At 68.1% G+C, this 21,934-nt stretch carries 17 protein-coding genes, 2 pseudogenes and 1 riboswitch; of the genes and pseudogenes, 1 reads left to right on the plus strand and 18 read right to left on the minus strand.

Going from position 1 to position 21,934, the window contains the following annotated elements:
* Nucleotides 1-9: 9 nt before the first annotated feature.
* The 5 genes from ACQ858_RS21235 to ACQ858_RS21255 all read right to left on the minus strand — a co-directional run bounded on the left by ACQ858_RS21235 (nucleotide 10) and on the right by ACQ858_RS21255 (nucleotide 6,651).
* Nucleotides 10-408 (minus strand): GtrA family protein, encoded by a 399-nt coding sequence (locus ACQ858_RS21235; RefSeq protein ID WP_431274505.1) that lies wholly within the window; start codon nucleotides 406-408, stop codon nucleotides 10-12.
* Nucleotides 405-1,367: a glycosyltransferase family 2 protein gene (locus tag ACQ858_RS21240; RefSeq protein ID WP_431274506.1), complete on the minus strand. Its 963-nt coding sequence runs from the start codon at nucleotides 1,365-1,367 to the stop codon at nucleotides 405-407. The genes ACQ858_RS21235 and ACQ858_RS21240 overlap by 4 nt, the downstream gene beginning before the upstream one ends.
* The gene (locus ACQ858_RS21245) at nucleotides 1,351-3,135 is read right to left on the minus strand and encodes an ArnT family glycosyltransferase (protein WP_431274507.1); all 1,785 of its coding nucleotides are present in this window, start codon (nucleotides 3,133-3,135) and stop codon (nucleotides 1,351-1,353) included. Before ACQ858_RS21245 ends, ACQ858_RS21240 begins: the two co-directional genes overlap by 17 nt.
* A gap of 207 nt (nucleotides 3,136-3,342) precedes the next feature.
* A complete protein-coding gene (gene metH, locus ACQ858_RS21250) occupies nucleotides 3,343-6,060 on the minus strand; it encodes a methionine synthase (RefSeq protein WP_431274508.1) in 2,718 nt (905 codons plus the stop codon).
* Between the two features lie 57 nt (nucleotides 6,061-6,117).
* A riboswitch (S-adenosyl-L-homocysteine riboswitch) is annotated at nucleotides 6,118-6,202 on the minus strand.
* 11 nt (nucleotides 6,203-6,213) lie between these two features.
* A complete protein-coding gene (locus ACQ858_RS21255; RefSeq protein ID WP_431274509.1) occupies nucleotides 6,214-6,651 on the minus strand; it encodes a PACE efflux transporter in 438 nt (145 codons plus the stop codon).
* Nucleotides 6,652-6,750: 99 nt separating this feature from the next.
* On the opposite strand from ACQ858_RS21255, the pseudogene ACQ858_RS21260 reads away from it, so the two are divergent.
* A pseudogene (locus ACQ858_RS21260) lies at nucleotides 6,751-7,637 on the plus strand (LysR family transcriptional regulator).
* Nucleotides 7,638-7,647: 10 nt separating this feature from the next.
* Here ACQ858_RS21260 and ACQ858_RS21265 read toward each other — a convergent pair.
* The 13 genes and pseudogenes from ACQ858_RS21265 to ACQ858_RS21325 all read right to left on the minus strand — a co-directional run bounded on the left by ACQ858_RS21265 (nucleotide 7,648) and on the right by ACQ858_RS21325 (nucleotide 21,755).
* Nucleotides 7,648-8,415 (minus strand): SH3 domain-containing protein, encoded by a 768-nt coding sequence (locus ACQ858_RS21265; RefSeq protein ID WP_431274510.1) that lies wholly within the window; start codon nucleotides 8,413-8,415, stop codon nucleotides 7,648-7,650.
* Nucleotides 8,416-8,478: 63 nt separating this feature from the next.
* A complete protein-coding gene (locus ACQ858_RS21270; RefSeq protein WP_431274511.1) occupies nucleotides 8,479-9,525 on the minus strand; it encodes a homocysteine S-methyltransferase family protein in 1,047 nt (348 codons plus the stop codon).
* A 53-nt stretch (nucleotides 9,526-9,578) separates the two neighbouring features.
* Nucleotides 9,579-10,706 (minus strand): histidinol-phosphate transaminase, encoded by a 1,128-nt coding sequence (locus ACQ858_RS21275; RefSeq protein WP_431274512.1) that lies wholly within the window; start codon nucleotides 10,704-10,706, stop codon nucleotides 9,579-9,581.
* Nucleotides 10,707-10,729: 23 nt separating this feature from the next.
* Nucleotides 10,730-11,548 carry an N-formylglutamate deformylase gene (gene hutG, locus ACQ858_RS21280; protein ID WP_431274513.1) on the minus strand — a complete coding sequence of 273 codons (819 nt, stop codon included), beginning with the start codon at nucleotides 11,546-11,548 and terminating at the stop codon, nucleotides 10,730-10,732.
* Nucleotides 11,549-11,552: 4 nt separating this feature from the next.
* Nucleotides 11,553-12,944 (minus strand): formimidoylglutamate deiminase, encoded by a 1,392-nt coding sequence (locus ACQ858_RS21285; RefSeq protein WP_431274514.1) that lies wholly within the window; start codon nucleotides 12,942-12,944, stop codon nucleotides 11,553-11,555.
* Nucleotides 12,937-14,187, minus strand: coding sequence for an imidazolonepropionase (hutI, locus tag ACQ858_RS21290; protein WP_431274515.1), 1,251 nt, complete (start codon nucleotides 14,185-14,187; stop codon nucleotides 12,937-12,939). The genes ACQ858_RS21285 and hutI overlap by 8 nt, the downstream gene beginning before the upstream one ends.
* A gap of 5 nt (nucleotides 14,188-14,192) precedes the next feature.
* Entirely contained in the window at nucleotides 14,193-14,768 is a 576-nt protein-coding gene (locus ACQ858_RS21295) for a HutD/Ves family protein (RefSeq protein ID WP_431274516.1), read from the minus strand.
* 19 nt (nucleotides 14,769-14,787) lie between these two features.
* Nucleotides 14,788-16,518, minus strand: a complete 1,731-nt coding sequence (gene hutU, locus ACQ858_RS21300) for a urocanate hydratase (RefSeq protein ID WP_431274517.1) — start codon at nucleotides 16,516-16,518, stop codon at nucleotides 14,788-14,790.
* Nucleotides 16,519-16,556: 38 nt separating this feature from the next.
* Entirely contained in the window at nucleotides 16,557-18,194 is a 1,638-nt protein-coding gene (gene hutH / locus ACQ858_RS21305) for a histidine ammonia-lyase (RefSeq protein ID WP_431274518.1), read from the minus strand.
* Nucleotides 18,195-18,259: 65 nt separating this feature from the next.
* A complete protein-coding gene (gene hutC, locus ACQ858_RS21310; protein WP_431274519.1) occupies nucleotides 18,260-19,033 on the minus strand; it encodes a histidine utilization repressor in 774 nt (257 codons plus the stop codon).
* 105 nt (nucleotides 19,034-19,138) lie between these two features.
* Nucleotides 19,139-19,912: an ABC transporter ATP-binding protein gene (locus tag ACQ858_RS21315; RefSeq protein WP_431274520.1), complete on the minus strand. Its 774-nt coding sequence runs from the start codon at nucleotides 19,910-19,912 to the stop codon at nucleotides 19,139-19,141.
* A pseudogene (locus ACQ858_RS21320) lies at nucleotides 19,912-20,755 on the minus strand (ABC transporter permease). The gene ACQ858_RS21315 and the pseudogene ACQ858_RS21320 overlap by 1 nt, the downstream one beginning before the upstream one ends.
* Before the next feature lie 34 nt (nucleotides 20,756-20,789).
* Nucleotides 20,790-21,755 (minus strand): ABC transporter substrate-binding protein, encoded by a 966-nt coding sequence (locus ACQ858_RS21325; protein ID WP_431274521.1) that lies wholly within the window; start codon nucleotides 21,753-21,755, stop codon nucleotides 20,790-20,792.
* Nucleotides 21,756-21,934 lie beyond the last annotated feature (179 nt).

Below are 21,934 nucleotides of genomic sequence, written 5' to 3' on the forward strand. Positions count from 1 at the left end.
GCGCCGCGCTCAGTGCTCGCGCTCGGCCCGGAACACCAGGTACCGGGCCGACAGGAAGTTCACCACCAGCCCGGCGCAGCTTCCGACGGCAACGCCCAGCGCCGGCCCCCACGAACCGCCGGCCCAGCGCAGCGTGAGCACGTAGGCCGCGTAGTTGACCAGCGCGCCCCCGAGCATCGTCAGCATGTAGTGCGCGTATTCGCGAACGATCGAGGCACCTGACCGTCGCGCGCGGAAGGTGAAGCGCCGGTTGAGCAGCCAGGTGGCGGTGGCGGCCGCGGTCCAGGACAGCACCCTCCCGCCGTACCAGCCCAGATGCGGCGACGCGAGGTAGAGCACGCCCACGTCGACGACGAAGCCGATCGCGCCGACGACCGCGAACGACAGGAACTCCTTGCCGATCTTCATGGCAGGCCCCGGTGCCGCACGCCCGGGATCGCGAGATAGCGCAGCCGCTTGGCCTCCTGCCGGCCGATGGTCACGGTGTGCAGCACGATGCCGCAGACGAAGGACAGCATCGCCATCAGCATGGTGCCGGTGGCGAGCACCGCGGTCGGCAGGCGCGGGACGAGGCCGGTCTCGAGGTAGGTGACGACCAGCGGCTCGGCCAGTACGAACGAGATCAGCACCAGCACGGCCGCCGCGCTGCTGAAGAACAGCAGCGGCCGTTCGCTCACGAAGAGCTTGAAGATCGTGCGCAGGATGCGCCAGCCGTCGCGGTAGGTCGACAGCTTGCTCTCGGAGCCCTCGGGCCGCGAACGGTAGAGCCCGGGCACTTCCGCGAAGGGCATGCGCAGCTCGAGCGCGTGCACCGTGAGTTCGGTCTCGATCTCGAAGCCCTTCGACACCGCGGGGAACGACTTGGCGTAGCGCCGCGAGAACACCCGATAGCCCGAGAGCATGTCCTTCAGGTGCCCGCCAAAGAGGCTCGCGACCGCACCGGTCAAAAGGCGATTGCCGAAGCGGTGGCCCGGGCGGTAGGTTTGCACGTCGTCGCCCGCGTCGACGCGCGAGCCGACCACCATGTCCAGATTGCCCTCGATCATCCGGTCGATGAGGCCTCGCACACCGCTCAGGTCGTAGGTCGCATCGCCGTCGACCATGACGTAGATGTCGGCCTCGACGTCCGCGAACATGCGGCGCGCGACGTTGCCCTTGCCGCGCAACGGCACATGGGTGACGAGGGCGCCATGCGCCCGCGCCACGGCCGCCGTGTCGTCGGTCGAGTTGTTGTCGAACACATGGATCTCCGCTGCGGGCAGCGCCGCACGGAACTCGTCGATCACCCGCCCGATCGCCAGCGCTTCGTTGAAGCACGGGATCACGGCGGCAATGCTCAGCGGACGCAGATCAGGGAGCGTGGTCATTTCGGTATCGGCGAATGCGGTAGGCCTTTGCATTGTCTTTTTCGTACATGAGCGCGAACTCGTCGCGAAAGCCGGGCTGGGCCTCCAGGTAGGTCGCCGTCGGCAGCGACACGGCGATGGCCTCGAAGCCCTTCTCGGCAAGCTTGCGCGCATAGTCCGCGGGGGTAAAGAGGATGAAGTCCGAGTAGCGCCACGGCCCGATCGCATCGCCCCAGACCGGGCTTGGCCCGTAGTAGGTCGCCTCGCTCAGCGCGACCTGATAGACCTTGCCCGTCGCATGTTCGCGCAGGTAGTTCATCACCGCATAGCCCGGCACGTTCTTGCGCAGGAAGGCTTCGCGCTGCTCGGGCGTGGTCGCGATCATCGACACTTTCTCGCGCGTCTTGTGAAAGACCAAGCCGACGCCGGCTGCCAGCAACAGGATCGCGACCCACCGGCCCGCGCGGTCGAGTCCGCCGCTGCGGTCGCGCTCCGGCATCGCCCGGCGCAGCTTGCCGGCGATGCCGCCGAACACCGTCTCCCAGCCCACCGCAGCCGTCAGCGCGAGCAGCGGAAATGCCGAGGTCAGGTAGCGCGGATAGCGCGAGGTGAGGCTCCAGACGAAGAGCGAATAGATGCAGAACACCATCGCGGCCCGCAAGGCGGCGGAGCGCTTCCAGTGCGCGCTGAAAGGCACGGCCAGCAGCGCCCAGATGAGCGGGCTCGGCAGCGAGGCGTGGTCGCGCACGTCCTGCAGTTGCAGGCGGTAGTCCTCGGCATTCCAGTTGGTGAAGCCGAAGACGCGCGCGCCGATCGGGTTGAAGGGATCGCCGGTCATGATCGCGTTGCGCGCATACCAGTAGATGCACGGGACCAGGAAGCACAGCAGCGCCACCGCGAGCACGCGCGGACGGCGCTCGTGCCAGAGCACGAACACACCGAGCAACGGCAGCACCGTGAGCGCCTGGTATTTCGAGCCGGCCGCGATGCCGAGGAAGAACGCCGCGAGCCCGAGCCAGCGCGCGCCCTGGGGCGCCGGCGATTCGCGCCACCACCACAGCGCCGCGCAGGCCGCGAGCACGAAGAGCGCCACGCTGGTATCGATGAGCGCGCCCGTGTAGTCGCCCATGCTGAGCCAGATCGTCGCGCCCACGCAGGCCACCACGCGGTTGACGTGCAACACACCGAGGCGGTAGACGATCAGCACCGAGGTCCAGCCGGCGAGCGCGTTGAGAAAGTGCGGGAACACGTCGCCGCCGACCATCAGCGCGGCGGCGTAAAGCAGGTTGAAGTTGTACGGGAACCAGGGATAGCGCAGCCACTCGTAGATGCCGAGCTTGCCGCTCTGGGCGACTTCGCGGGCATACGGCAGGTGGTACATCAGTTCGTCGAACACCGCCGGCGGCGCGAGCGGCGCGGCGAGCGTGACGACCGCCACCAGCGCGAGCGCGATCATCCCCATCTTCTCGAGCCACGACAGGGTGGGCGGCACCTCGCGCATGCGCACCTGCCGCAGCCATGCGGGAAGCTGCGGGATCGCCAGGGCGATGCCGAGCGCGACCATCCCCCAGACGACCGTGGGCGTGAACCGGCCCACGATGCCAAAGGCCTGGAAGACGCAGATGAAGATCCCGATGCCGGTCGTGACGGCCATCGCCGCCTCGAGCCACACGTCGCTGCGCACCGGCGTGCCGAAGCGCGCGAGCACCGCCCGCCCCAAGCCCCAGCAACTGGCGACGAAAACGGCCAGCGCCGCGTAGTGCGCGGCTGCAAACAGCAAGGTCAGCAATGGGCTCCCCCCAGGCTGCGCGCACTGCGTGTCGCTTCGCCACCCCCTGCCGGGGCGCTGCGCGCAGCCGCCGAAAGCCCCGAACCCGCTCCCCGGCCGGCGCAGCCGGGCCCGTTCGTGAAATACCGCGGAACCGGCTTCGCCGGGCCGCTGGTATTGCCCCTGGAAGGGGGTGTCCGAGCCACACGAAGTGGGCGAGGCTGGGGGTCATCCTAGATTCGGAGCCAGCAGGCGCTCCAGGTCCGCCTCGCTCTGTTGGCGGCGCGCGGCCTGATCCTGCAACTGGTCATGCCCGATTTTTCCGACGTTGAAATAGGTCGCGTCGGGATGGCTCAGGTAGAAGCCGCTCACGCTCGCGGCCGGCAGCATCGCCAGGCTTTCGGTCAGCGTCATGCCGATCTCGGCGCAGTTCAAAAGCTCGAACATCGGCCGCTTCACGCTGTGGTCGGGGCAGGCCGGGTAGCCCGGCGCCGGGCGGATCCCGCGGTACTTCTCGGCAATCATCTCGTCGTTGCCCAGCGCCTCGTCGGGCGCGTAGCCCCACAGGTCGGTCCGCACGCGATGGTGCATCGCCTCGGCGAAGGCCTCGGCCAACCGGTCGGCGAGCGCCTTGAGCATGATGGCCGAGTAGTCGTCGAGGTCGTCGATGAAGTACTTCTCCTTCTTGTCGACGCCGATGCCGGCGGTCACCGCGAACATGCCCACGTAGTCCTTCAGCCCGGTCTCGCGCGGCGCGACGAAATCGGCGAGGCAGCGGCTCGGGCGCATCACGCCGTCGATCATCTGCTTCTCGGTCTGCTGGCGCAGGCCCCACCAGGTGAGCGCGGCCTCGGTGCGCGACTCGTCGGTGTAGAGCACGATGTCGTCATCGTTCACGGTGTTCGCCGGCCAGAAGCCGACCACGCCGCTCGCGGTGAGCCAGCGGCCTTCGATCAGCCGCTTGAGCATGCGCTGGCCGTCGCCGTACACGCGCACCGCCTCGGTGCCGACGATCTCGTCCTTGAGGATCGCGGGGAAAGGCCCGGCCAGGTCCCAGGTCTGGAAGAACGGCCCCCAGTCGATGTACTTGGCGAGCTCGGTCAGGTCGAAGTTGCGGAACACGCGCCGCCCGGTGAACTTCGGCACCGGCGGCACGTAGCCCGACCAGTCGATCGGCGTCTTGTTGGCGCGCGCCTTCGCGAGCGGCCACAGCGGCGTCTGCTTCTTGTTGGCGTGCAGCTGGCGCACCTTCTCGTAGTCGGCATTGATCTCGGCGATGTAGTTCGCCGCCTGCTCCGAGAGCAGCGACTGCGCCACGCTCACGCTGCGCGAGGCATCGGGCACGTAGACCACCGGGCCTTCGTAGTTGGGCGCGATCTTGACCGCGGTGTGCACGCGGCTCGTGGTCGCGCCGCCGATCAGGAGCGGAATCTTGCGCATGCGGAAGTGGTCGTCCTTCTGCATCTCGCCCGCCACGTACTGCATCTCTTCGAGACTCGGCGTGATCAGGCCCGACAGGCCCACGATGTCCGCGCCCTCGACCTTGGCGCGCGCGAGGATCTCGTGGCACGGGACCATCACGCCCATGTTCACCACCTCGAAGTTGTTGCACTGGAGCACGACGGTCACGATGTTCTTGCCGATGTCGTGCACGTCGCCCTTTACCGTGGCGATGATGATCTTGCCCTTGGTACGCACGTCGCGGCCGGCGGCCTCGTCCTGGCGCTTCTCCTCCTCGATGTAGGGAATGAGGTGCGCCACCGCCTGTTTCATCACGCGCGCCGACTTCACCACCTGCGGCAGGAACATCTTGCCCTGGCCGAACAGGTCGCCCACGATGTTCATGCCGTCCATCAGCGGGCCTTCGATGACGTGCAGCGGGCGGCCGCCCTTGGCGATCGTCGCCTGGTAGGCCTCCTCGGTGTCCGCCACGATGAAGTCGGTGATGCCGTGCACCATCGCGTGCGACAGGCGCTGCTCGACCGACACCGGGTGCTCGGGTGTGCCGCGCCATTCGAGCTTCCTGCCTTCGTCCTTGGCACCGCTCTTGGCGCTTTCCGCCACTTCGACGAGGCGCTCGCCGGCATCGGGGCGGCGGTTGAGCACCACGTCCTCCACGCGCTCGCGCAGCTCGGGCTCGAGGTCGTCATAGACGCCGACCATCCCGGCGTTGACGATGCCCATGTCCATGCCCGCCTTGATCGCGTGGTACAGGAACACGGTGTGGATCGCCTCGCGCACCGGGTCGTTGCCGCGGAAGCTGAAGCTCACGTTCGACACGCCGCCCGAGACCTTGGCGCCCGGCAGGTTCCGCTTGATCCAGCGCGTGGCCTCGATGAAGTCGACCGCGTAGTTGTTGTGCTCCTCGATCCCGGTGGCGATCGCGAAGATGTTCGGGTCGAAGATGATGTCCTCGGGCGGGAAGCCGACCTCATCGACCAGGATGCGATAGGCGCGCTCGCAGATCTCGATCTTGCGCTCGTAGGTGTCGGCCTGGCCCTTCTCGTCGAAGGCCATCACCACCGCCGCCGCGCCGTAGCGACGCAGCAGCCGCGCCTGGTGCCGGAACTGCTCCACGCCCTCCTTCATGCTGATCGAGTTGACGATGCCCTTGCCCTGGATGCAGCGCAGGCCGGCCTCGATCACTTCCCACTTGGAGCTGTCGATCATGATCGGCACCCGCGCGATGTCGGGCTCGCTCGCGATCAGGTTCAGGAAGCGGACCATCGCGGCCTTGCTGTCGAGCATGGCCTCGTCCATGTTGATGTCGATCACCTGCGCGCCGTTCTCGACCTGCTGGCGCGCGACGGCCAGCGCATCCTCGAACTGGCCGTTGAGGACCATCCGCGCGAAGGCCTTGGAACCGGTGACGTTGGTGCGCTCGCCGATGTTGACGAACAGCGCACCCTCCCCGATCAGCACCGGCTCCAGGCCGGAAAGCTTCATGGGGGGAACGAGGATGGGAGAGGATTCGGAAGACATGCGCTCACCTGGGAGTTCGGGATCAGGCGAGCGTCGTTGAACCCAAGCCTGACGCGGGCGCACTTCGCGTGATGCGAGGGCGACGGCGCTGCAACGCTCCTTGGGGAGTCGCGGATTTTACGCCGGCTGGGCTTCTCCGGCCGCCGCTGCGGGCAGGCCGAACACCATGTCGAACGCCCAGTTGAAGACGAAGGTGTATATCAGAAAGAAGACGACGAGGCCCAGGTCCATCATCAGCGCTTCCCACAGGCTCACGTTCAGCCACCACGCGAACACCGGCACCAGGAAGGCGACCAGGCCGCCTTCGAAGCCGATCGCGTGCGCGATGCGGCGCCTGACGCTGCGGCCGCGCACCGCCTGGCGGGATTCCCAGCGCTCGAACAGGCTGTTGAAGGTCAGGTTCCACAGCACCGCAATGACCGACGCGAGCGCCGCCACCACGCCCGAGTGGCCCATCCCCTGGCCCGACATCAGCGACAGGCCCGCACTGGCCGCCACGATGGCGATGCCTTCGTAGAGGGTGATGTAGACCACGCGACGCTTGAGCCCTTGCATGAAATCGATCCTGTGTTGGTGACTGTCGGGACGAACTTTATGTTTCATTGACTGACATATAAAGTCATCTTCTTTCAGTTTTATTGAAAGATTGAAGCCATGAGCTTTTCAAGCGAGAACGTGGAGGTCTTCCTGGCCGTCATCGACCACGGTTCGTTCTCGGCTGCTGCGCGGGCGCTGGGCCGCGTGCCGTCGGCGGTCAGCATGGCCATCGCCAACCTCGAGGCGGAGCTCGATCTCCCCTCTTCGACCGCGGCGGCCGCGAGCCGCAGCCGACCGCCGCGGCGCGCTCGCTGGAGCCGCAGGCGCGGCTGCTCGCCGCGCAGCTCAAGCAGCTGCAGGTGCAGGCGCTGGCCCTGACGCAAGGGCTCGAGAACCGCCTGACGCTCGCCATCGCCCCCGAACTGCTCGCCGCGCCCTGGAGCGGCGCATTGGCCGCGCTCGCGCAGGAATACCCGCTGCTGGAGGTCGAAGTGCTCGCCGCCCCGCAGGCCGACGCGCTGGCGCTGCTGCACAGCGGACGCGCGCAGCTCGCGCTGGTCTTCGAGCGGCCCAGCCTCGACGGCCGCGAGGGCTTTCAGGAGGTCGCCAACGACACCATGGTCGCGGTGATGGCGCCCGACCACCCGGTGCTCGCGGCGGCCGGCGGGCGGCTGCGCGAAGCGCATCTGACGACCACGCGGCAGATCGTGGTCGCGGGGCGAGATCTGGCAACCAGTGATCCGCGCTTCGTCTTCGCGCGGCACGTCTGGCGCACCGACAACGCGCTCGCGGCGCTGAGCCTGATCACCGCCGGGCTGGGCTGGGGCTGGTTGCCGCGCAACTTCGCGCGTCCGCACGTCGCGGCGGGTGCGCTGATCGAGATCCCGTTCGAGAACCTCTCGAACGGACTCGATCTGTGGGTCGATGTGGTGTGGTCCCGCGAACGTCCGCTGGGACTGGGCGCCCAGCGCTTCGTCGAACTCATCGCGCGCAAGAAAACCTGAGGAGCGGCCTTCAGCGATCGCCGTGGCCGCGGCCCTGGCCGCGCTCGTTGCCGCCGCCCTGGTCATGCCCGCGACCACCGCCATCGCCACGTCCATGCCCTTCGTTGTGATCGCCGCGCGGACGTCCCGCATTCCAGTCCGGGCGCCCCGGCGCACCGGGACGGAAGCCATGGTCGGGCGGCGGCGCCGGAGGCCGGAAGCCGGGGTCGTGCGGCGGCCGGATACCCGCCGGCGGTGGGGGCCTGAAGGCCGCTGCCGGCGGCCTGACGCCTGCGGGCGGGCGATAGCCCGGGCCATATCCCGGCCAGGGATTCGGCCGCCACGCCGGTGCGGGCGCCGGCAGCGGACGCCAGCCGGCCACCGGCGGCGGTGGCGGCCTGCCGCCCCACCAGCGGGGCTGGCCGTACCAGGGGCGATCGCGGTAGTAGTCGCCCCAGTAGCTGCCGATCACGAAGGTCACGATCGGCACGCCGATCACCGCGCCGTAGGCGGCCAGCGGCACGCGCTGTTCCTCGTACGCGTAGTCGAGGCTGCCCGCATAGGCCCAGCCGCGAAGACCGTCCGGCAACACCACGTCGCACCATCCGAAGCCGGCGGTGCAGCCCATCACCTGCAGCGGCTGGCCGGGCGCCAGCAGCGCGACGAGCGGATAGGCGCTCGAAGGGCCCGCCCGAAGGTTGACACTGCCTCGCGTGAAAGCCTGTTGCGCCGCCGCGGCGATCGGAAGCGAGAGTGCGAGGGCGCCGATGCCGATCCACCGCCAAGTCAGTTTGTGCATGTACGCGAATCCTTTGCGAAAGCGGCTTGGGAGGGCCGCACTGCCAGTGTCAAAGCCTGCGCCTCAGGCCGCTTCGCGATAGAAGCCGGCGGGATTCAGCTTGCGCCCCGGCACCGGCGACACCGCCTGTCCGATGGCCGCGATGTGCTCGGGCGTGGTTCCGCAGCAGCCGCCCACGATGTTGACCAGCCCTTCGGCCGCGAACTCGTGCAAGAGGCGCGAGGTGACATCGGGCGTCTCGTCGAAGCCGGTCTCGCTCATCGGGTTGGGCAAGCCTGCGTTGGGATAGCAGCTGATGAAGGTGTCGTCCGCGACGCGCGCCAGCTCCTGGATGTAGGGCCGCATCAGCGCCGCGCCCAGCGCGCAGTTCAGGCCGATCGCCAGCGGCTGCGCATGGCGCACGCTGTGCCAGAAGGCGGTCACGGTCTGGCCGCTCAAGATGCGGCCGGAGGCATCGGTCACGGTGCCGCTGATGATGATCGGCAGGCGCTCGCCGCTGGCTTCGAAATACTCGTCGATCGCGAACAGCGCGGCCTTGGCGTTGAGGGTGTCGAAGATGGTTTCGACCAGCAGCACGTCCGCGCCGCCCTGCACGAGCGCCTCGACCTGCTCGTAGTAGGACGCGCGCAGTTCCTCGAAGGTCACGTTGCGCGCGCCCGGATCGTTGACGTCCGGGCTGATGCTCGCGGTCTTGGGCGTCGGGCCGAGCGCGCCGACGACGAAGCGCGGCTTGTCGGGCGTGCTGAACTTGTCACAGGCCGCGCGCGCGAGCTTCGCGGATTCGAAATTCATCTCGCGCGCGAGATCGGCCATCTTGTAGTCTTCCTGCGCGATGCGGGTCGCGCCGAAGGTGTTGGTCTCGATGAGATCGGCGCCGGCCGCCAGATAGCCCTCATGGATGTCGCGGATCACGTCGGGCCGCGTGAGCGACAGCAACTCGTTGTTGCCCTTCACGTCGCGCGGGAAGTCCTTGAAGCGCTCGCCGCGGTATTGCTCCTCGGTGAGCTTGAAGCGCTGGATCATCGTGCCCATCGCGCCATCGAGGACGACGATGCGTCGCGCGAGGATCTCGGGCAGCTTCTGGGCACGGGTGTAGGCGATGGGCTTCATGGGGGCGATTGTAGAAAGCGCCCTTTCGCCCGCTGCGGCGGCGGGTCTTGTCGCTACGTGCCGAGGATCTCGCGCAGCGCGCCCATGAAGCGCGCGTTGTCCTCCGCAGAGCCGATCGACACGCGGATGAAGCTCTCGAATCCCGGCTCCTTCCACGGCTTGACGATGATGCCGCGCGCGAGCAGCGCCTCGTTGACCGGCCCGTTCGGTCGCGCCAGGTCGATGAAGAGGAAGTTGGCCGCCGATGGCGCGATGCGAAGGCCGGGCACCGCCAGGGCTCGCAGCGCTTGCTCCATCGACTCGCGCTGCCTGACGGTCTCGACAACCGCCCTTTCCATGAACGCGGTATCGCCCCACGCGGCCAGCGCGGCAGCCTGTGCGGCCTCGTTCACATTGAAGGGCGTGCGCACGCGGTCGAGCCACTGGATCAGCGAAGCCTCCGACGCGATGCCGTAGCCGACGCGCAGCGCTGCAAGTCCCCAGGCCTTCGAGAAGGTGCGCAGCACGATCCATGGACGCGACCGCGCGCGCAGCATCGCCAGCGCGTCGGGGAATCCGCTCTCAACACGCGCGTATTCGTAGTAGGCCTCGTCGACCACCAGCAGCGTGCCGGACGGTGTGGCGTCGAGCAAACGCGCAAGCGCCTTGGCATCGAACATGCAGCCCACCGGGTTCGAAGGATTGGCAATCATCGCCATCTTCGGCCCGCGCGCCAGCGCCTCGCACCACGCATCGATGTCGAATTCGAGCGACGGCGTGAGCGCCAGCAGCTCGACCTTCGCGCCCATCATGCGCGGATAGATCTCGTGCAAGCCGAAGGCCGGACGCTGCGTGAGCACGCGGTCGCCGGGCGACAGGAAGGCCTGGCAGAGCATCTGCAGGATCGACTCGGAGCCGTTGCCGACTACGATCTGGTCCGCGCGGGCGCCGGTGCGTTCGGCGATCACGGCGCGCAGCGCGGTGCAATTCGCATCGGGGTACGTGCCCACGCGCAGCGCGAGATCGGCCAGGGCACGGCCCACCACCGGACTCGCGCCGAAGGGGTTCTCGTTGCTCGCGAGACGCGCGATGTGCTCGACCCCATAGCGCGAGCGGACGGCCTCCGATGACAGGCCTGCGTTGTAGGGCGGCAAGCCCGGGACTTCGGGGCGGACGAGTTCCTGGATCGCGGATGCGTTCATGGGTGGAAGACCTTGGCGAGCGTTCAGGACCGGCGGGATTCGACGAACTGCAGCACCGCTTCGAGCAGGCGCCGCACATGGGGCTGCACGCGCGCCGCAACCTCGGGCAGGTAGTCGAAGGGCAGTGCCTCCCGCATGTAGCTGCACTGCGTCATCTCGAGCTGCACCGCGTGCACGCCCTGCGCGGGCTGCCCGTGGTGGCGCGTGATGTAGCCCCCGGTGAAGCGGCCGTTGAGCACGCTGGTGAAGCCGCTCGCTTCCCTGGCGATGCCCAGCAGCGTCTGCGCGAGCGCCGGATCGCAGCTTGCACCCTGCGCCGTGCCGAGGTTCAGGTCCGGCAGCTTGCCCTCGAAGAAGCGGGGCAGCACCGAGCGAATGGAATGCGCGTCCCACAGCGCGGCGACGCCGTGCTGCGCCTTGATGCGCGCCAGCTCGTCGGCGAGTTGCCGGTGATAGGGCTGCCAGATGGCTTCGCGACGCGCGGCGATCTCGGCGTCGTCGGGGCCGATACCGTCGGCATAGAGCGGCGTGTCGTCGAAGGTGTCGACGGGGCACAGGCCGGTGACGCTCTGGCCGGGATAGAGACTCGCGCCATCCGGCGGACGATTGAGGTCGACGACGTAGCGCGAGTGCGTCGCGACCAGCACCGACGCACCCAACTCGTCCGCGAAGTCGTAAAGGCGTTCGAGATGCCAGTCGGTGTCGGGCACCTGCCGCGCTTCATCGGTCAGGCGGGCCGCGAGCTGCGGCGGCACATGGGTGCCGACATGCGGCATCGAGATCAAGAGCGGCCGCGTGCCGCGACGGAATCGGAACGGTGGCTCGTGGGTGGTGAAAGGCATGGCGTCAGTCCTTGGCGAGAAGTTGGGCGCGCGCCACCGCGAAGGCCGATGCGGCCTCGCGATGCAAGGCATGGCGGGCGTCGGTCACGCGTGCCTGCCCGGCGACGTACACGGCATCGAGCGCGGAGGTGCGATGGCTGGCGAACACGTGCGACGAGAGCATGTCCGGCGCACAGAGCCCCTGCAGCGCGACGTGCGATGCGTCCAGCACCACGAAGTCGGCCTGCTGCCCCACCGCGAGCCCGCCGACGGCACGGCCCGCCGCTTGTGCGCCGCCTTGAACCGCAGAAAGCGTCAGCGCAGTCGCGACCTCGCGATGCGCGGCATCGGCGCCGACATTGCGCTGGCGCAGGGACAGGCGCTGGCCGTATTCCAGCATCATCAGTTCCTCGGCCGCATTCACGCAGGCATGGCTGTCGGAACCCACGCCCCAGCGGCCATCGGCCGCACGCCACGCGTTGAAGTCGAAGATGCCGTCGCCGAGATTGGCCTCGGTGGTCAGGCAAAGGCCCGCGACCGCACCGCAGGCTGCTGCGCGCCGGTATTCGTCGGCATCCATGTGGGTGGCATGGACGAGGCACCAGCGCGCATCGACGGGCGCATGGTCGAGCAGCCACGCCACGGGCCGCTGGCCGCTCCAGGCGAGGCATGCATCGACCTCGGCCGTCTGCTCGGCGATGTGGATGTGCACCGGCGCCGAAGGGTCGATCGCGTCGAGACCCGCCAATGCATCGCGCAAGCTCCCAGGCGGAACCGCACGCAGCGAATGCGGTGCGAGGCCGAGGCGAGCGCCCTGCGCTTCGCATGCGGGGCGCAGGCGTCCAAGCAGCCGCAGCATCGAATCGGTCGAACGGATGAAGCGCCGCTGGCCTTCGCCGGGCGCGAGGCCGCCGAAGCCGCTGGTCTGATACAGCACCGGCAGCAGGGTGAGCCCGATGCCAGCGCGCTTTGCCGCGCGCAGCAGCGCAAGCGAGAGTTCAGCGTCATCGGCATACGGCTTGCCGTCGGCATCGTGATGCAGATAGTGGAACTCGCACACTGAGGTGTAGCCTGTTTCGAGCATCTCGATGTAGAGCCAGGTCGCGATCGCCTCGACCTGCTCGGGCGAGATCTTCGCGGCGAAGCGGTACATCAGCGTGCGCCAGCTCCAGAAGCTGTCCAGCGCCTCGCCGCGGAACTCGGTGAGGCCGGCGAACGCGCGCTGGAAGGCGTGCGAATGCAGGTTGGGCATGCCGGGCAGCACCGGACCGGCGGCGCGTGGGGCGCCGTTGGGCTCCACGCCGGGCGTGACCGCCGAGAGCTTGCCGGCGTCGTCCCACTCGATCAGGACGTCGCGCGCCCAGCCGGTGGGCAGCAGCGCATCGGCCGCGAATAGCTTGTGTGCGTCGTCAAGCAACGGATGCCTCCTGGTTCGCGATGCGCCCCTGCCGGACGATGGTGCGTCCGGGCTGCTGGCCGAACCAGTACGCGAGTTCCGCGCTATCGCGCAGTTGCCACAGCACGAAGTTCGCGGGCCGGCCGACACCGATCGTGCCATGCGTGTCCTGCAGGCCCAGCGCGCGTGCCGCGTGGCGTGTGATGCCGGCGATCGCTTCGGGCACCGTCAGGCGGAACAGCGTGCAGGCCATGTTGGCCATCAGCAGCAGGCTGAGCGCCGGCGAGGTGCCGGGGTTGTGGTCGGTGGAAACGGCCATCGGCACGCCGGCAGCGCGCAATGCCTCGATCGGCGGCAGGTGCGTATCGTGCAGCGTGTAGTAGGCGCCCGGCAGCAGCACGGCGATGGTGCCGGCCTCGCGCATCGCGGCGATGCCATCGGACGAGAGGTGCTCGATGTGGTCGCACGACAGTGCGCCATGGTGCGCGGCAAGCGCCGCGCCGCCCATGTCCGACAGTTGCTCGGCATGCAGCTTCACCGGAAGCCCCAGCGCCTTCGCTGCCTGGAACACGCGCTCGGTTTCTTCCAGCGAGAAGGCGATGCGCTCGCAGAACACGTCGACCGCATCGACGAGCCCCTCGGACGCCAGCGCGGGCAGCATTTCCTTGCAGACGAGCTCGACGTAGTCGCCTTGCCGGCCGGCGTACTCGGGCGGCAAGGCGTGCGCGCCGAGGAAGGTGGTGCGCACCGTCACGCCGTAGGCTTCGCCGAGCCGGCGCGCGACGCGGAGTTGCTTGCGCTCGTGTTCGAGCGCGAGGCCATAGCCGGACTTGATCTCGATCGCGCAGACGCCTTCGGCGAGCAGTTGCTCGAGCCTGCGGGCCGCTTGCGCGTAGAGCGTGTCTTCGTCCGCTTCGCGCGTGGCGCGCACCGAGGACACGATGCCGCCGCCGGCTTTCGCGACTTCCTCGTAGGTGGCGCCCGCGAGACGCATCGCGAATTCGTTCGCGCGCTGTCCGCCGTAGACCAGATGCGTGTGGCAATCGACGAGGCCTGGCGTGACGAGCGCATCGCGGCCGTCGAAGCGCGGCAGCGCGGCGAACGAACCGGGCACGGCGTCGCCGCGACCGATCCAGGCGATCTTTCCGCCGGCCACGACAATGGCGGCATCGCCCTCGATGGCGGGGTCGCCGGCGAACGCACCGGGCGCGATGCGCAAATGTCGCCAGACGCCATCGGCACTGGGAAGTTCGGAATGGTTCATGAGGTTCAGCTCCCTGATGCGGTAAAGCGCACCGCGACCAACGCAGCGCCGGACTCACGCGGCGCGACCTGCCATGCCGCCGGCTCGTCGTTCCACCAGACACCCGTGCCTGCTGCGCAGTCGAGGTCGTTCAGGTGCCACGATCCGCGCAGCGCGAGCAAGAGCCCGTGCGCGACGGGTGCAGTGTCGGCGCGGTCGCGCAGCACACGCACATCGGCGCGCAGCCGGCCGCGCCTCGACATCACATTGAAGTCGGTCGATGTACCGCCCAGGAGTTCGCAATCGAGCGGCACGCCGCCATCGAAGGCGAACGGCGCATCCGGCACGTCGAGACGGTGATCGATGCCGCCGGCCTGCGAATGCAGGCGCACACCTGCTCCATCGAGCAGCATGATCACGCGGTCCACGCCGTCGAAGGCCGAGAACGGCCCGGGGCGGTCGATGGTCGCGATGCTCACGCGCCAGTCGAAGCGCTCCATGCTCGCGCCCGGCGGCGAGCACGCGATCTCGCGCGTGACGCCGCCGCCGTTCTTCCACGGCGTGGCGGCGAGCGAAGCGATGTCGAAGCGGTGGAAGGCCACGTCGCAGTGCTTCGCGTGCTTACTTGATCATCGGCAGGTTCAGGCCCTGCTTCTTCGCGGTCGCGATCGCGATGTCGTATCCGGCGTCGGCATGGCGCATCACGCCGGTCGCCGGGTCGTTGAACAGCACGCGCTCGATGCGCCTGGCCGCCGCGTCGGTGCCGTCGCAGACGATGACCACGCCCGAGTGCTGCGAATAGCCCATGCCGACACCACCGCCGTGGTGCAGGCTGACCCAGGTCGCGCCACCCGCGGTGTTGAGCAGCGCGTTGAGCAGCGGCCAGTCGGAGACCGCATCGGTGCCGTCCTTCATCGCCTCGGTCTCGCGGTTGGGGCTCGCGACCGAACCGGTGTCCAGGTGGTCGCGGCCGATCACGATCGGGCCCTTGAGCTCGCCGTTCTTCACCATCTCGTTGAATGCGAGGCCCGCCTTGTGGCGCTCGCCGAGGCCCAGCCAGCAGATACGCGCCGGCAGGCCCTGGAAGGCGATGCGCTCGCGCGCCATGTCGAGCCAGCGGTGCGTGTGCTTGTTCTCTGGGAACAGCTCCTTGATCTTCGCGTCGGTCTTGTAGATGTCTTCCGGATCGCCCGAGAGCGCGACCCAGCGGAACGGGCCCTTGCCTTCGCAGAACAGCGGCCGGATGTAGGCCGGCACGAAGCCCGGGAAGGCGAAGGCGTTCTTCACGCCCTCGTCGAACGCGACCTGGCGGATGTTGTTGCCGTAGTCGACCGTCGGGATGCCCATGGCCTGGAAGTCGAGCATGGCCTGCACATGCACCGCGCACGATTTGGCGGCCGCTTTGGTCAGGCGTGCGTGCTCGGTCGGGTCCTGCTGCGCGGCCTTCCATTGCGCCACGGTCCAGCCGATGGGCAGGTAGCCGTTGATGAGGTCGTGCGCGGAGGTCTGGTCGGTCACGAGGTCGGGCTGGATGCCACCGGCCTTCGCACGCTTCACCAGTTCCGGCAGGACCTCGGCCGCGTTGCCGAGCAGCGCGATGGACACCGCTTCCTTCTTCGCGGTGTGGTGCTTGATGAGCGCGATCGCGTCGTCGATGTCCTTGGCCTGCTTGTCGACATAGCGGGTACGCAGGCGGAAGTCGATGCTCGACTGCTGGCATTCGATGTTGAGCGATACCGCGCCCGCGAGCGTCGCGGCCAGCGGCTGCGCACCGCCCATGCCGCCGAGGCCTGCGGTGAGGATCCACTTGCCGCCGAGGTCATTGTTGTAGTGCTGGCGGCCCGCTTCGACGAAGGTCTCGAAGGTGCCCTGCACGATGCCCTGGCTGCCGATGTAGATCCAGCTTCCGGCGGTCATCTGGCCGTACATGAAGAGGCCCTTGCGGTCGAGCTCGTTGAAGTGCTCCCAGGTGGCCCACTTCGGCACGAGGTTCGAGTTGGCGAGCAGCACGCGCGGCGCATCGGCATGCGTCTTGAACACGCCCACCGGCTTGCCCGACTGGATCAGCAGCGTCTCGTCGTCATTGAGCTCCTTGAGCGTCGCGAGGATCTGGTCGAAGCAGGCCCAGTCGCGCGCCGCGCGGCCGATGCCGCCGTAGACCACCAGGCTCTGCGGGTTCTCGGCCACATCGGGATCGAGGTTGTTCTGCAGCATGCGGAACGGCGCCTCGGTGAGCCAGCTCTTGCAGTTCAACTGGCTGCCGCGCGGGGCGCGGATCACGCGGGTCGGGTCGTGGCGCGGGTCGGCGGTTTGGGCGGCCTTAGCGGCGAGGAACTTGTCGGGGGCGTTCATGGCGGGTGTCCTTTCGGTGACGGAGCTTGTTCGTGGAATCAGGCGTGGCTGGGCAGCATCGAGCGCACGGCCTCGGGCCATTCGCTGCTACGAGCCCAGGTACGCATGGCTTCGATGGAAGGGGCGAGGAAGCGGTCCTGATCGATGAAGGCGACGCGCTCGCGGATGGCGGCGAACTCGGCTTCGAGCAGCGGCGAGGACTTCAGCCCGGCGCCGGGCCGTCCCAAGGCGGGCTGCGCCCCCTCGGGGGGCAGCGAGGACACGCCAGTGCCGAGCGTGGGGGCCGGCATGCTGCCGCGCTTGAGCTCGATGCCCTGCGCGGCGGCCATCGCCTCGATGCCGACGACCACGGCCGTGTTCTGCACCATGTCCGCGAGGCGGCGGCCCGCGAAGGTCGCCATCGACACATGGTCTTCCTGGTTGGCCGAGGTCGGCAGGCTGTCGACGCTGGCCGGATGCGCAAGCGACTTGTTCTCGGACGCGAGCGCCGCGGCCGTGACCTGCGCGATCATGAAGCCGGAGTTGACGCCGCCATCACGCACGAGGAAGGGCGGCAGGCCCGAGAGGCCGCTGTCAAGCAAGAGCGCCATGCGGCGCTCGGAGATCGCGCCGATCTCTGCGACCGCGAGCGCGATGATGTCCGCAGCGAAGGCCACCGGCTCGGCGTGGAAGTTGCCGCCGGAGATCACGTCGCCGTTGTCGAAGACCAGCGGGTTGTCCGATGCGGCGTTGGCTTCGGTGCGCAGCACGCGCGCGGCATGCGCGAGGTTGTCGAGGCACGCGCCCATCACCTGCGGCACGCAGCGGATCGAGTACGGGTCCTGCACACGGCCGCAGTCGGCGTGCGAAGGAACGATCTCGCTGCCCTCGAGCACCGCGCGCATCGCGGCGGCAACGGCGATCTGGCCGGGCTGGCCGCGCGCGATGTGGATGCGCGCGTCGAAGGGCTTGATCGAACCCTGGATGGCCTCGAGCGACAACGCGCCGGCCATGATGCCGGCCGCGAACACGTCCTCCGCCCCGAACAGGCCCGCGAGCGCGAGCGCCGTCGACACCTGCGTGCCGTTGAGCAGCGCGAGGCCTTCCTTGGGCCCGAGCACGAAGGGTGCGATGCCGATGCGCTTCATGGCTTCGGCGCCGCCGATCACCTCGCCCTCCGGCGTGGCGACCTCGCCTTCGCCGATCAGCACGCAGGCCAGGTGCGCGAGCGGCGCCAGATCGCCCGACGCACCGACCGAGCCCTTCGACGGAATGCGCGGCAGCAGCCCGGCATTGCACAGCGCGAGCAGCGCATCGACGATCTCGGGCCGCACGCCCGAATGGCCGCGCGCCGGGCTCACGGCCTTGGTCGCGAGCACCAGCCGCACCACGCCGGCATCGAGCGGCTCGCCGGTGCCGGCGCTGTGCGAAAGCACGAGGTTGCGCTGCAGTTCGGCGAGGCGCTCGGTCGGGATGATGGTCTGCGCGAGCTTGCCGAAGCCGGTGTTGATGCCATAGACGACATCCCCCGACTCGACGATGCGGCGGACCTTGGCCTGCGCCGCGACGAGCCCCGCGCGCGCCGAAGGATCGAGCGAGAGCGGCACGCCGCCGGCATGCACGCGGCGCAGCGCCTTGAGGTCGACGTCGCCGGGCGTGAGCACGATCGGCTGGGTGGTGAGGGATGCGTTGTCCATTTGAAAATCCTTCCTGTCTATACAAGTAGTGGCGTCAAAAAACGAAGGGCGTGCCTGTCCCGCCGTCAGCCGATGCTGGGATTGCCGTCGGCGCGGAAGCGGCTGCCGAGCCGATAGCGCGAGGCGGGGTGCAGGCAGCGCACCATCGTCACGGGGACGGTGCGCGTCCAGGTGCGGCGCGTGAGCAGCAGGCAAGGGTCGCTCGCCGGCATATCGAGGCGTTCGGCCTGCTCGGGCGTGGGCAGGACCGCATCGACCACATGCTCGATCTGGTCGAAGGGCACGTTGCGCACGAGGTATTCGCTCGGCGGGATCTCCGAGAAGTCTTGCTCGAGGAAATCCGGCACCACGCGCGGATTGACATAGCGGTCTTCGAGCTGCACCGGCACGTCGTTCTCGAGGTGCAGGCACACGGTGTGGAAGACGGACTCGCCCGGCCGCAGGTCCAGCCATACCGCGACATCGGGCGACGCGGCGATGCGCTCGGCCACGAGGAATTCGCAGCGGTAGTCGTGCCCGCGCGCGCGGATCTCGCTCGCGATGTTGGCGATCTGCAGCAGCGTGGACTGCGGCTTGTTCTCCGCCACGAAGCTGCCCACGCCCGCCACGCGCACGATGCGGCCCTGCTCCACCAGTTCGCGCAGCGCGCGGTTCACCGTCATGCGGGCCACGCCGAACTGCGCGACCAGTTCGCTCTCCGAAGGCAGCCTGTGCCCGGCCACCCACGATCCGTCCTGGATCTTGTGCGTGATGAAGGACTTGATCTGCTCGTACAGCGCCATCGCGGGCTGCGCGGCGGCCGATGGCGAATGGGATTTGCGAAGCGTGGCGGTGGTCATGGCGTCTCCGGGGAACACCGCGGAACCGGCATTGCCGGGCCGCTGGTGTTGCCCCCTGCAAGGGGTTGGCGAAGCGACACGAAGTGCGCGGAGCCTGGGGGTGTTTCATATTGCAGCCATGGATTCGGCGCGGATCTCTTCCGTCAGACGCGCCTTGATCTCCATGAACTCCGGTGAAGTCTTGATTGTGTAGTGGCGCGGATGCGGGAAGTCGACCGGGATCTCGGTCTTGATGCGGCCCGGCCGCGCGCCGAACACCGCGACACGATTGGCCATGAAGATGGCTTCGTCGATGTCGTGCGTGACGAAGAGCACCGTCTTGCGCGCCGACTCCCAGATGCCGAGCAAGAGTTCCTGCATCAGCACGCGGGTCTGGTTGTCGAGCGCGCCGAAGGGCTCGTCGAGCAGCAGCATCTTGGGGTCGTTGGCGAGCGCGCGCGCGATCGCGGTGCGCTGCTGCATGCCGCCCGAAAGCTGCTTGGGGAAGTGGTTCTCGAAGCCGCGCAGGCCCACCTTGGCGATGAAGAAATCGCTGCGCTCCTTCTGCTCGGCCTCGCTCATGCCGCGCTCGCGCAGGCCGAAGCGGATGTTTTGCGCGATGGTGAGCCACGGGAAGAGCGTGTAGCTCTGGAACACCACGCCGCGGTCCGCGCCCGGCCCTTCGATCGTCTGGCCGTCGAGCAGCACGCGCCCTTCGGTCGGGTAGTCGAGCCCCGCGACGATGCGCAGCAGCGTGGACTTGCCGCAGCCCGAGGGGCCGAGGATGGTGACGAAGTCGTTCTCGCGCACTTCGAAGTCGATCGGCAGCAGCGCCTGCGTGCTCTGGCCGCGCGTGCCGGTGAAGACGCGCGAGACGCCGCGAATGGAAAGCTGGTTCATCAGATGGTGCTCCACGCGAAGAGACGGCGATTCAGTGCCTTGAAGACGAAGTCGGAGACGAGTCCGATCACGCCGATGACGATGATCCCGAAGATGATCTGCCCGGTGTTCAAGAGCGCCTCGGCTGTCGGTGATCATGTGGCCGATGCCGGACGACGAGCCGATCAGCTCCGCGACGATCACGTAGGTCCAGGCCCAGCCGAGCACGAGGCGCAGCGTCTCGGCGATGCCCGGCGCGGCGCCTGGAATCAGCACGCGCAGCACGATGCCGCGGCTCTTGGCGCCCAGCGTGTAGGCCGCCTCGACCAGATCGCGACGGGCACTGCCGACGGTGACCGCGACCATCAGCGTGATCTGGAACACCGATCCGATGAAGATCACGAGCAGCTTCTGCGCCTCGCCGATGCCGGCCCAGAGGATCAGGAGCGGGATGAAGGCCGACGCTGGCAGGTAGCGGCAGAACGACACGAAGGGTTCGAAGAAGGCTTCGACGCTCTTCCAGGTGCCCATTGCGATGCCCAGCGGCACCGCGACGATCGCCGCGAGCACGAAGCCTCCGAACACGCGCCACACCGTCATCGCGATGTCGTGCGAGAAGTTGAACTCGGTGAAGAGGCTCACGCCTTCCTTGATCATGGTGACCGGGCTGGCGAGGAAGGTCGGCGAGACAAAGCCCCCGAGCGTGAAGAAGCCCCAGACGACCACGAAGGCGACGAAGAAGCCCAGGCCGAGCATCCAGCGCGCACGCGCGCTGACGGGCTCCAGCGGAGCAAGCGCGCGGCGGCGGGGCGCCGCCTGCGCCGCGACGGACCCGGCAGCAATCACCGGCTTGGATGAGTTCATGACAGGCGTCGCGCTCATGGTGGATGCTCCGCTCTTACTTGATGAAGCTGGTGTCGAAGGTCGCGTTGAGGTCGTCGGGCGCCTTGCGGATCACGCCGGCCTCCAGCAGGATCGCTTGCGCGTCCTTCATGAAGGGCACGATGTCGTTGGCGAAGAACTTCTGGTTGGCCGCCTTGTCCGACCAGCGCAGGTAGGCCGAGGACTTGGCGAACTGCTCGCCCGACTGCTTCACCGCCGCGCCCATGATCTCGTTCGACTTGGCCGGGTCGGCCCTGATCATTTCCACCGCCTCGAAGTACGAATCGGCCAGCGCCTTCGCGGCCTTGGGATTGGCCTTGAGCCACTTCGGGGCGCAGCCGACGGTGTCCATCACCATCGGGTAGTCGAGCGTGGTCGCGAGGATCTTGCCGGCGGTCGGGTTGGCGCGCACGGTCGAGAGGTAGGGCTCGTAGGTCATCGCCGCGTCGTTCTGGCCCGAGACGAAGGCCTGCGCGGCGGGTTGCGGCTCGAGCGAGACCAGCTTCACGTCCTTCATGCTCATGCCGTTCTTGTTGAGCATCCAGGCGAGCCCGAAGTACGGTGCGGTGCCGGGCGCGCTCACGCCGATCGCCTTGCCCTTGAGGTCGGCGAAGTTCTTCACGTCGTTGCGCACGGCCAGGCCGTCGGCGCCGTAGGACTTGTCCATCTGGAAGATCTGCACGATCGGCACGCCGTTGGCGTTCCACGCCACGTGCGTCTCGACGGTGGTCGCGGCGCACTGGATCGCTTCCGAGGCCAGCGCGAGGTGGCGGTCCTTCTGCGGAATCATGCGCAGATCGACGTCCAGGCCGTTCTTCTTGAAGATGCCGGCCTTGTCCGCGAGCGTGAGCGGCGCGAAGCCGGTCCAGCCGGACATGCCGAGGGCGATCTTGGTTTCCTGCGCATGGGCGCTTGCCGCCATGCCCGCGATGCATGCCGTTGCAGCGACCAGCGAAGCGATTTTTCCGACCGACTTGACCATCGAGGTTCTCCTGTTGCGTTTCAAAAGGTTCGGCTGGCTGGAGCCTGAAGAGGGGGCAATTTCCAGCAACGGGCCGAGTTTCATTCGCTGCGATGCACCTGTATATACAGGTTAACCCGAAAAGACCGCCGAGATCAAGGGACGCTTCGCACCTTCCCAGTGCAGGAAAGCGGTTTCAC

It is taken from the genome of Variovorax ureilyticus (assembly GCF_050632185.1).
Classification (GTDB): Bacteria; Pseudomonadota; Gammaproteobacteria; order Burkholderiales; family Burkholderiaceae_C; genus Variovorax; species Variovorax ureilyticus_A.

Excerpts from the sequence above, each read along its gene's own strand:
- ACQ858_RS21235 (WP_431274505.1), bottom strand. The coding sequence starts at position 408 with ATGAAGATCGGCAAGGAGTTCCTGTCGTTCGCGGTCGTCGGCGCGATC.
- ACQ858_RS21275 (WP_431274512.1), bottom strand. The coding sequence starts at position 10,706 with ATGAACGCATCCGCGATCCAGGAACTCGTCCGCCCCGAAGTCCCGGGC.
- ACQ858_RS21240 (WP_431274506.1), bottom strand. The coding sequence starts at position 1,367 with ATGACCACGCTCCCTGATCTGCGTCCGCTGAGCATTGCCGCCGTGATC.
- hutC (WP_431274519.1), bottom strand. The coding sequence starts at position 19,033 with ATGACCACCGCCACGCTTCGCAAATCCCATTCGCCATCGGCCGCCGCG.
- ACQ858_RS21265 (WP_431274510.1), bottom strand. The coding sequence starts at position 8,415 with ATGCACAAACTGACTTGGCGGTGGATCGGCATCGGCGCCCTCGCACTC.
- hutI (WP_431274515.1), bottom strand. The coding sequence starts at position 14,187 with ATGAACCATTCCGAACTTCCCAGTGCCGATGGCGTCTGGCGACATTTG.
- hutG (WP_431274513.1), bottom strand. The coding sequence starts at position 11,548 with ATGCCTTTCACCACCCACGAGCCACCGTTCCGATTCCGTCGCGGCACG.
- hutH (WP_431274518.1), bottom strand. The coding sequence starts at position 18,194 with ATGGACAACGCATCCCTCACCACCCAGCCGATCGTGCTCACGCCCGGC.
- ACQ858_RS21255 (WP_431274509.1), bottom strand. The coding sequence starts at position 6,651 with ATGCAAGGGCTCAAGCGTCGCGTGGTCTACATCACCCTCTACGAAGGC.
- ACQ858_RS21315 (WP_431274520.1), bottom strand. The coding sequence starts at position 19,912 with ATGAACCAGCTTTCCATTCGCGGCGTCTCGCGCGTCTTCACCGGCACG.
- ACQ858_RS21270 (WP_431274511.1), bottom strand. The coding sequence starts at position 9,525 with ATGAAGCCCATCGCCTACACCCGTGCCCAGAAGCTGCCCGAGATCCTC.
- hutU (WP_431274517.1), bottom strand. The coding sequence starts at position 16,518 with ATGAACGCCCCCGACAAGTTCCTCGCCGCTAAGGCCGCCCAAACCGCC.
- ACQ858_RS21325 (WP_431274521.1), bottom strand. The coding sequence starts at position 21,755 with ATGGTCAAGTCGGTCGGAAAAATCGCTTCGCTGGTCGCTGCAACGGCA.
- metH (WP_431274508.1), bottom strand. The coding sequence starts at position 6,060 with ATGAAGCTTTCCGGCCTGGAGCCGGTGCTGATCGGGGAGGGTGCGCTG.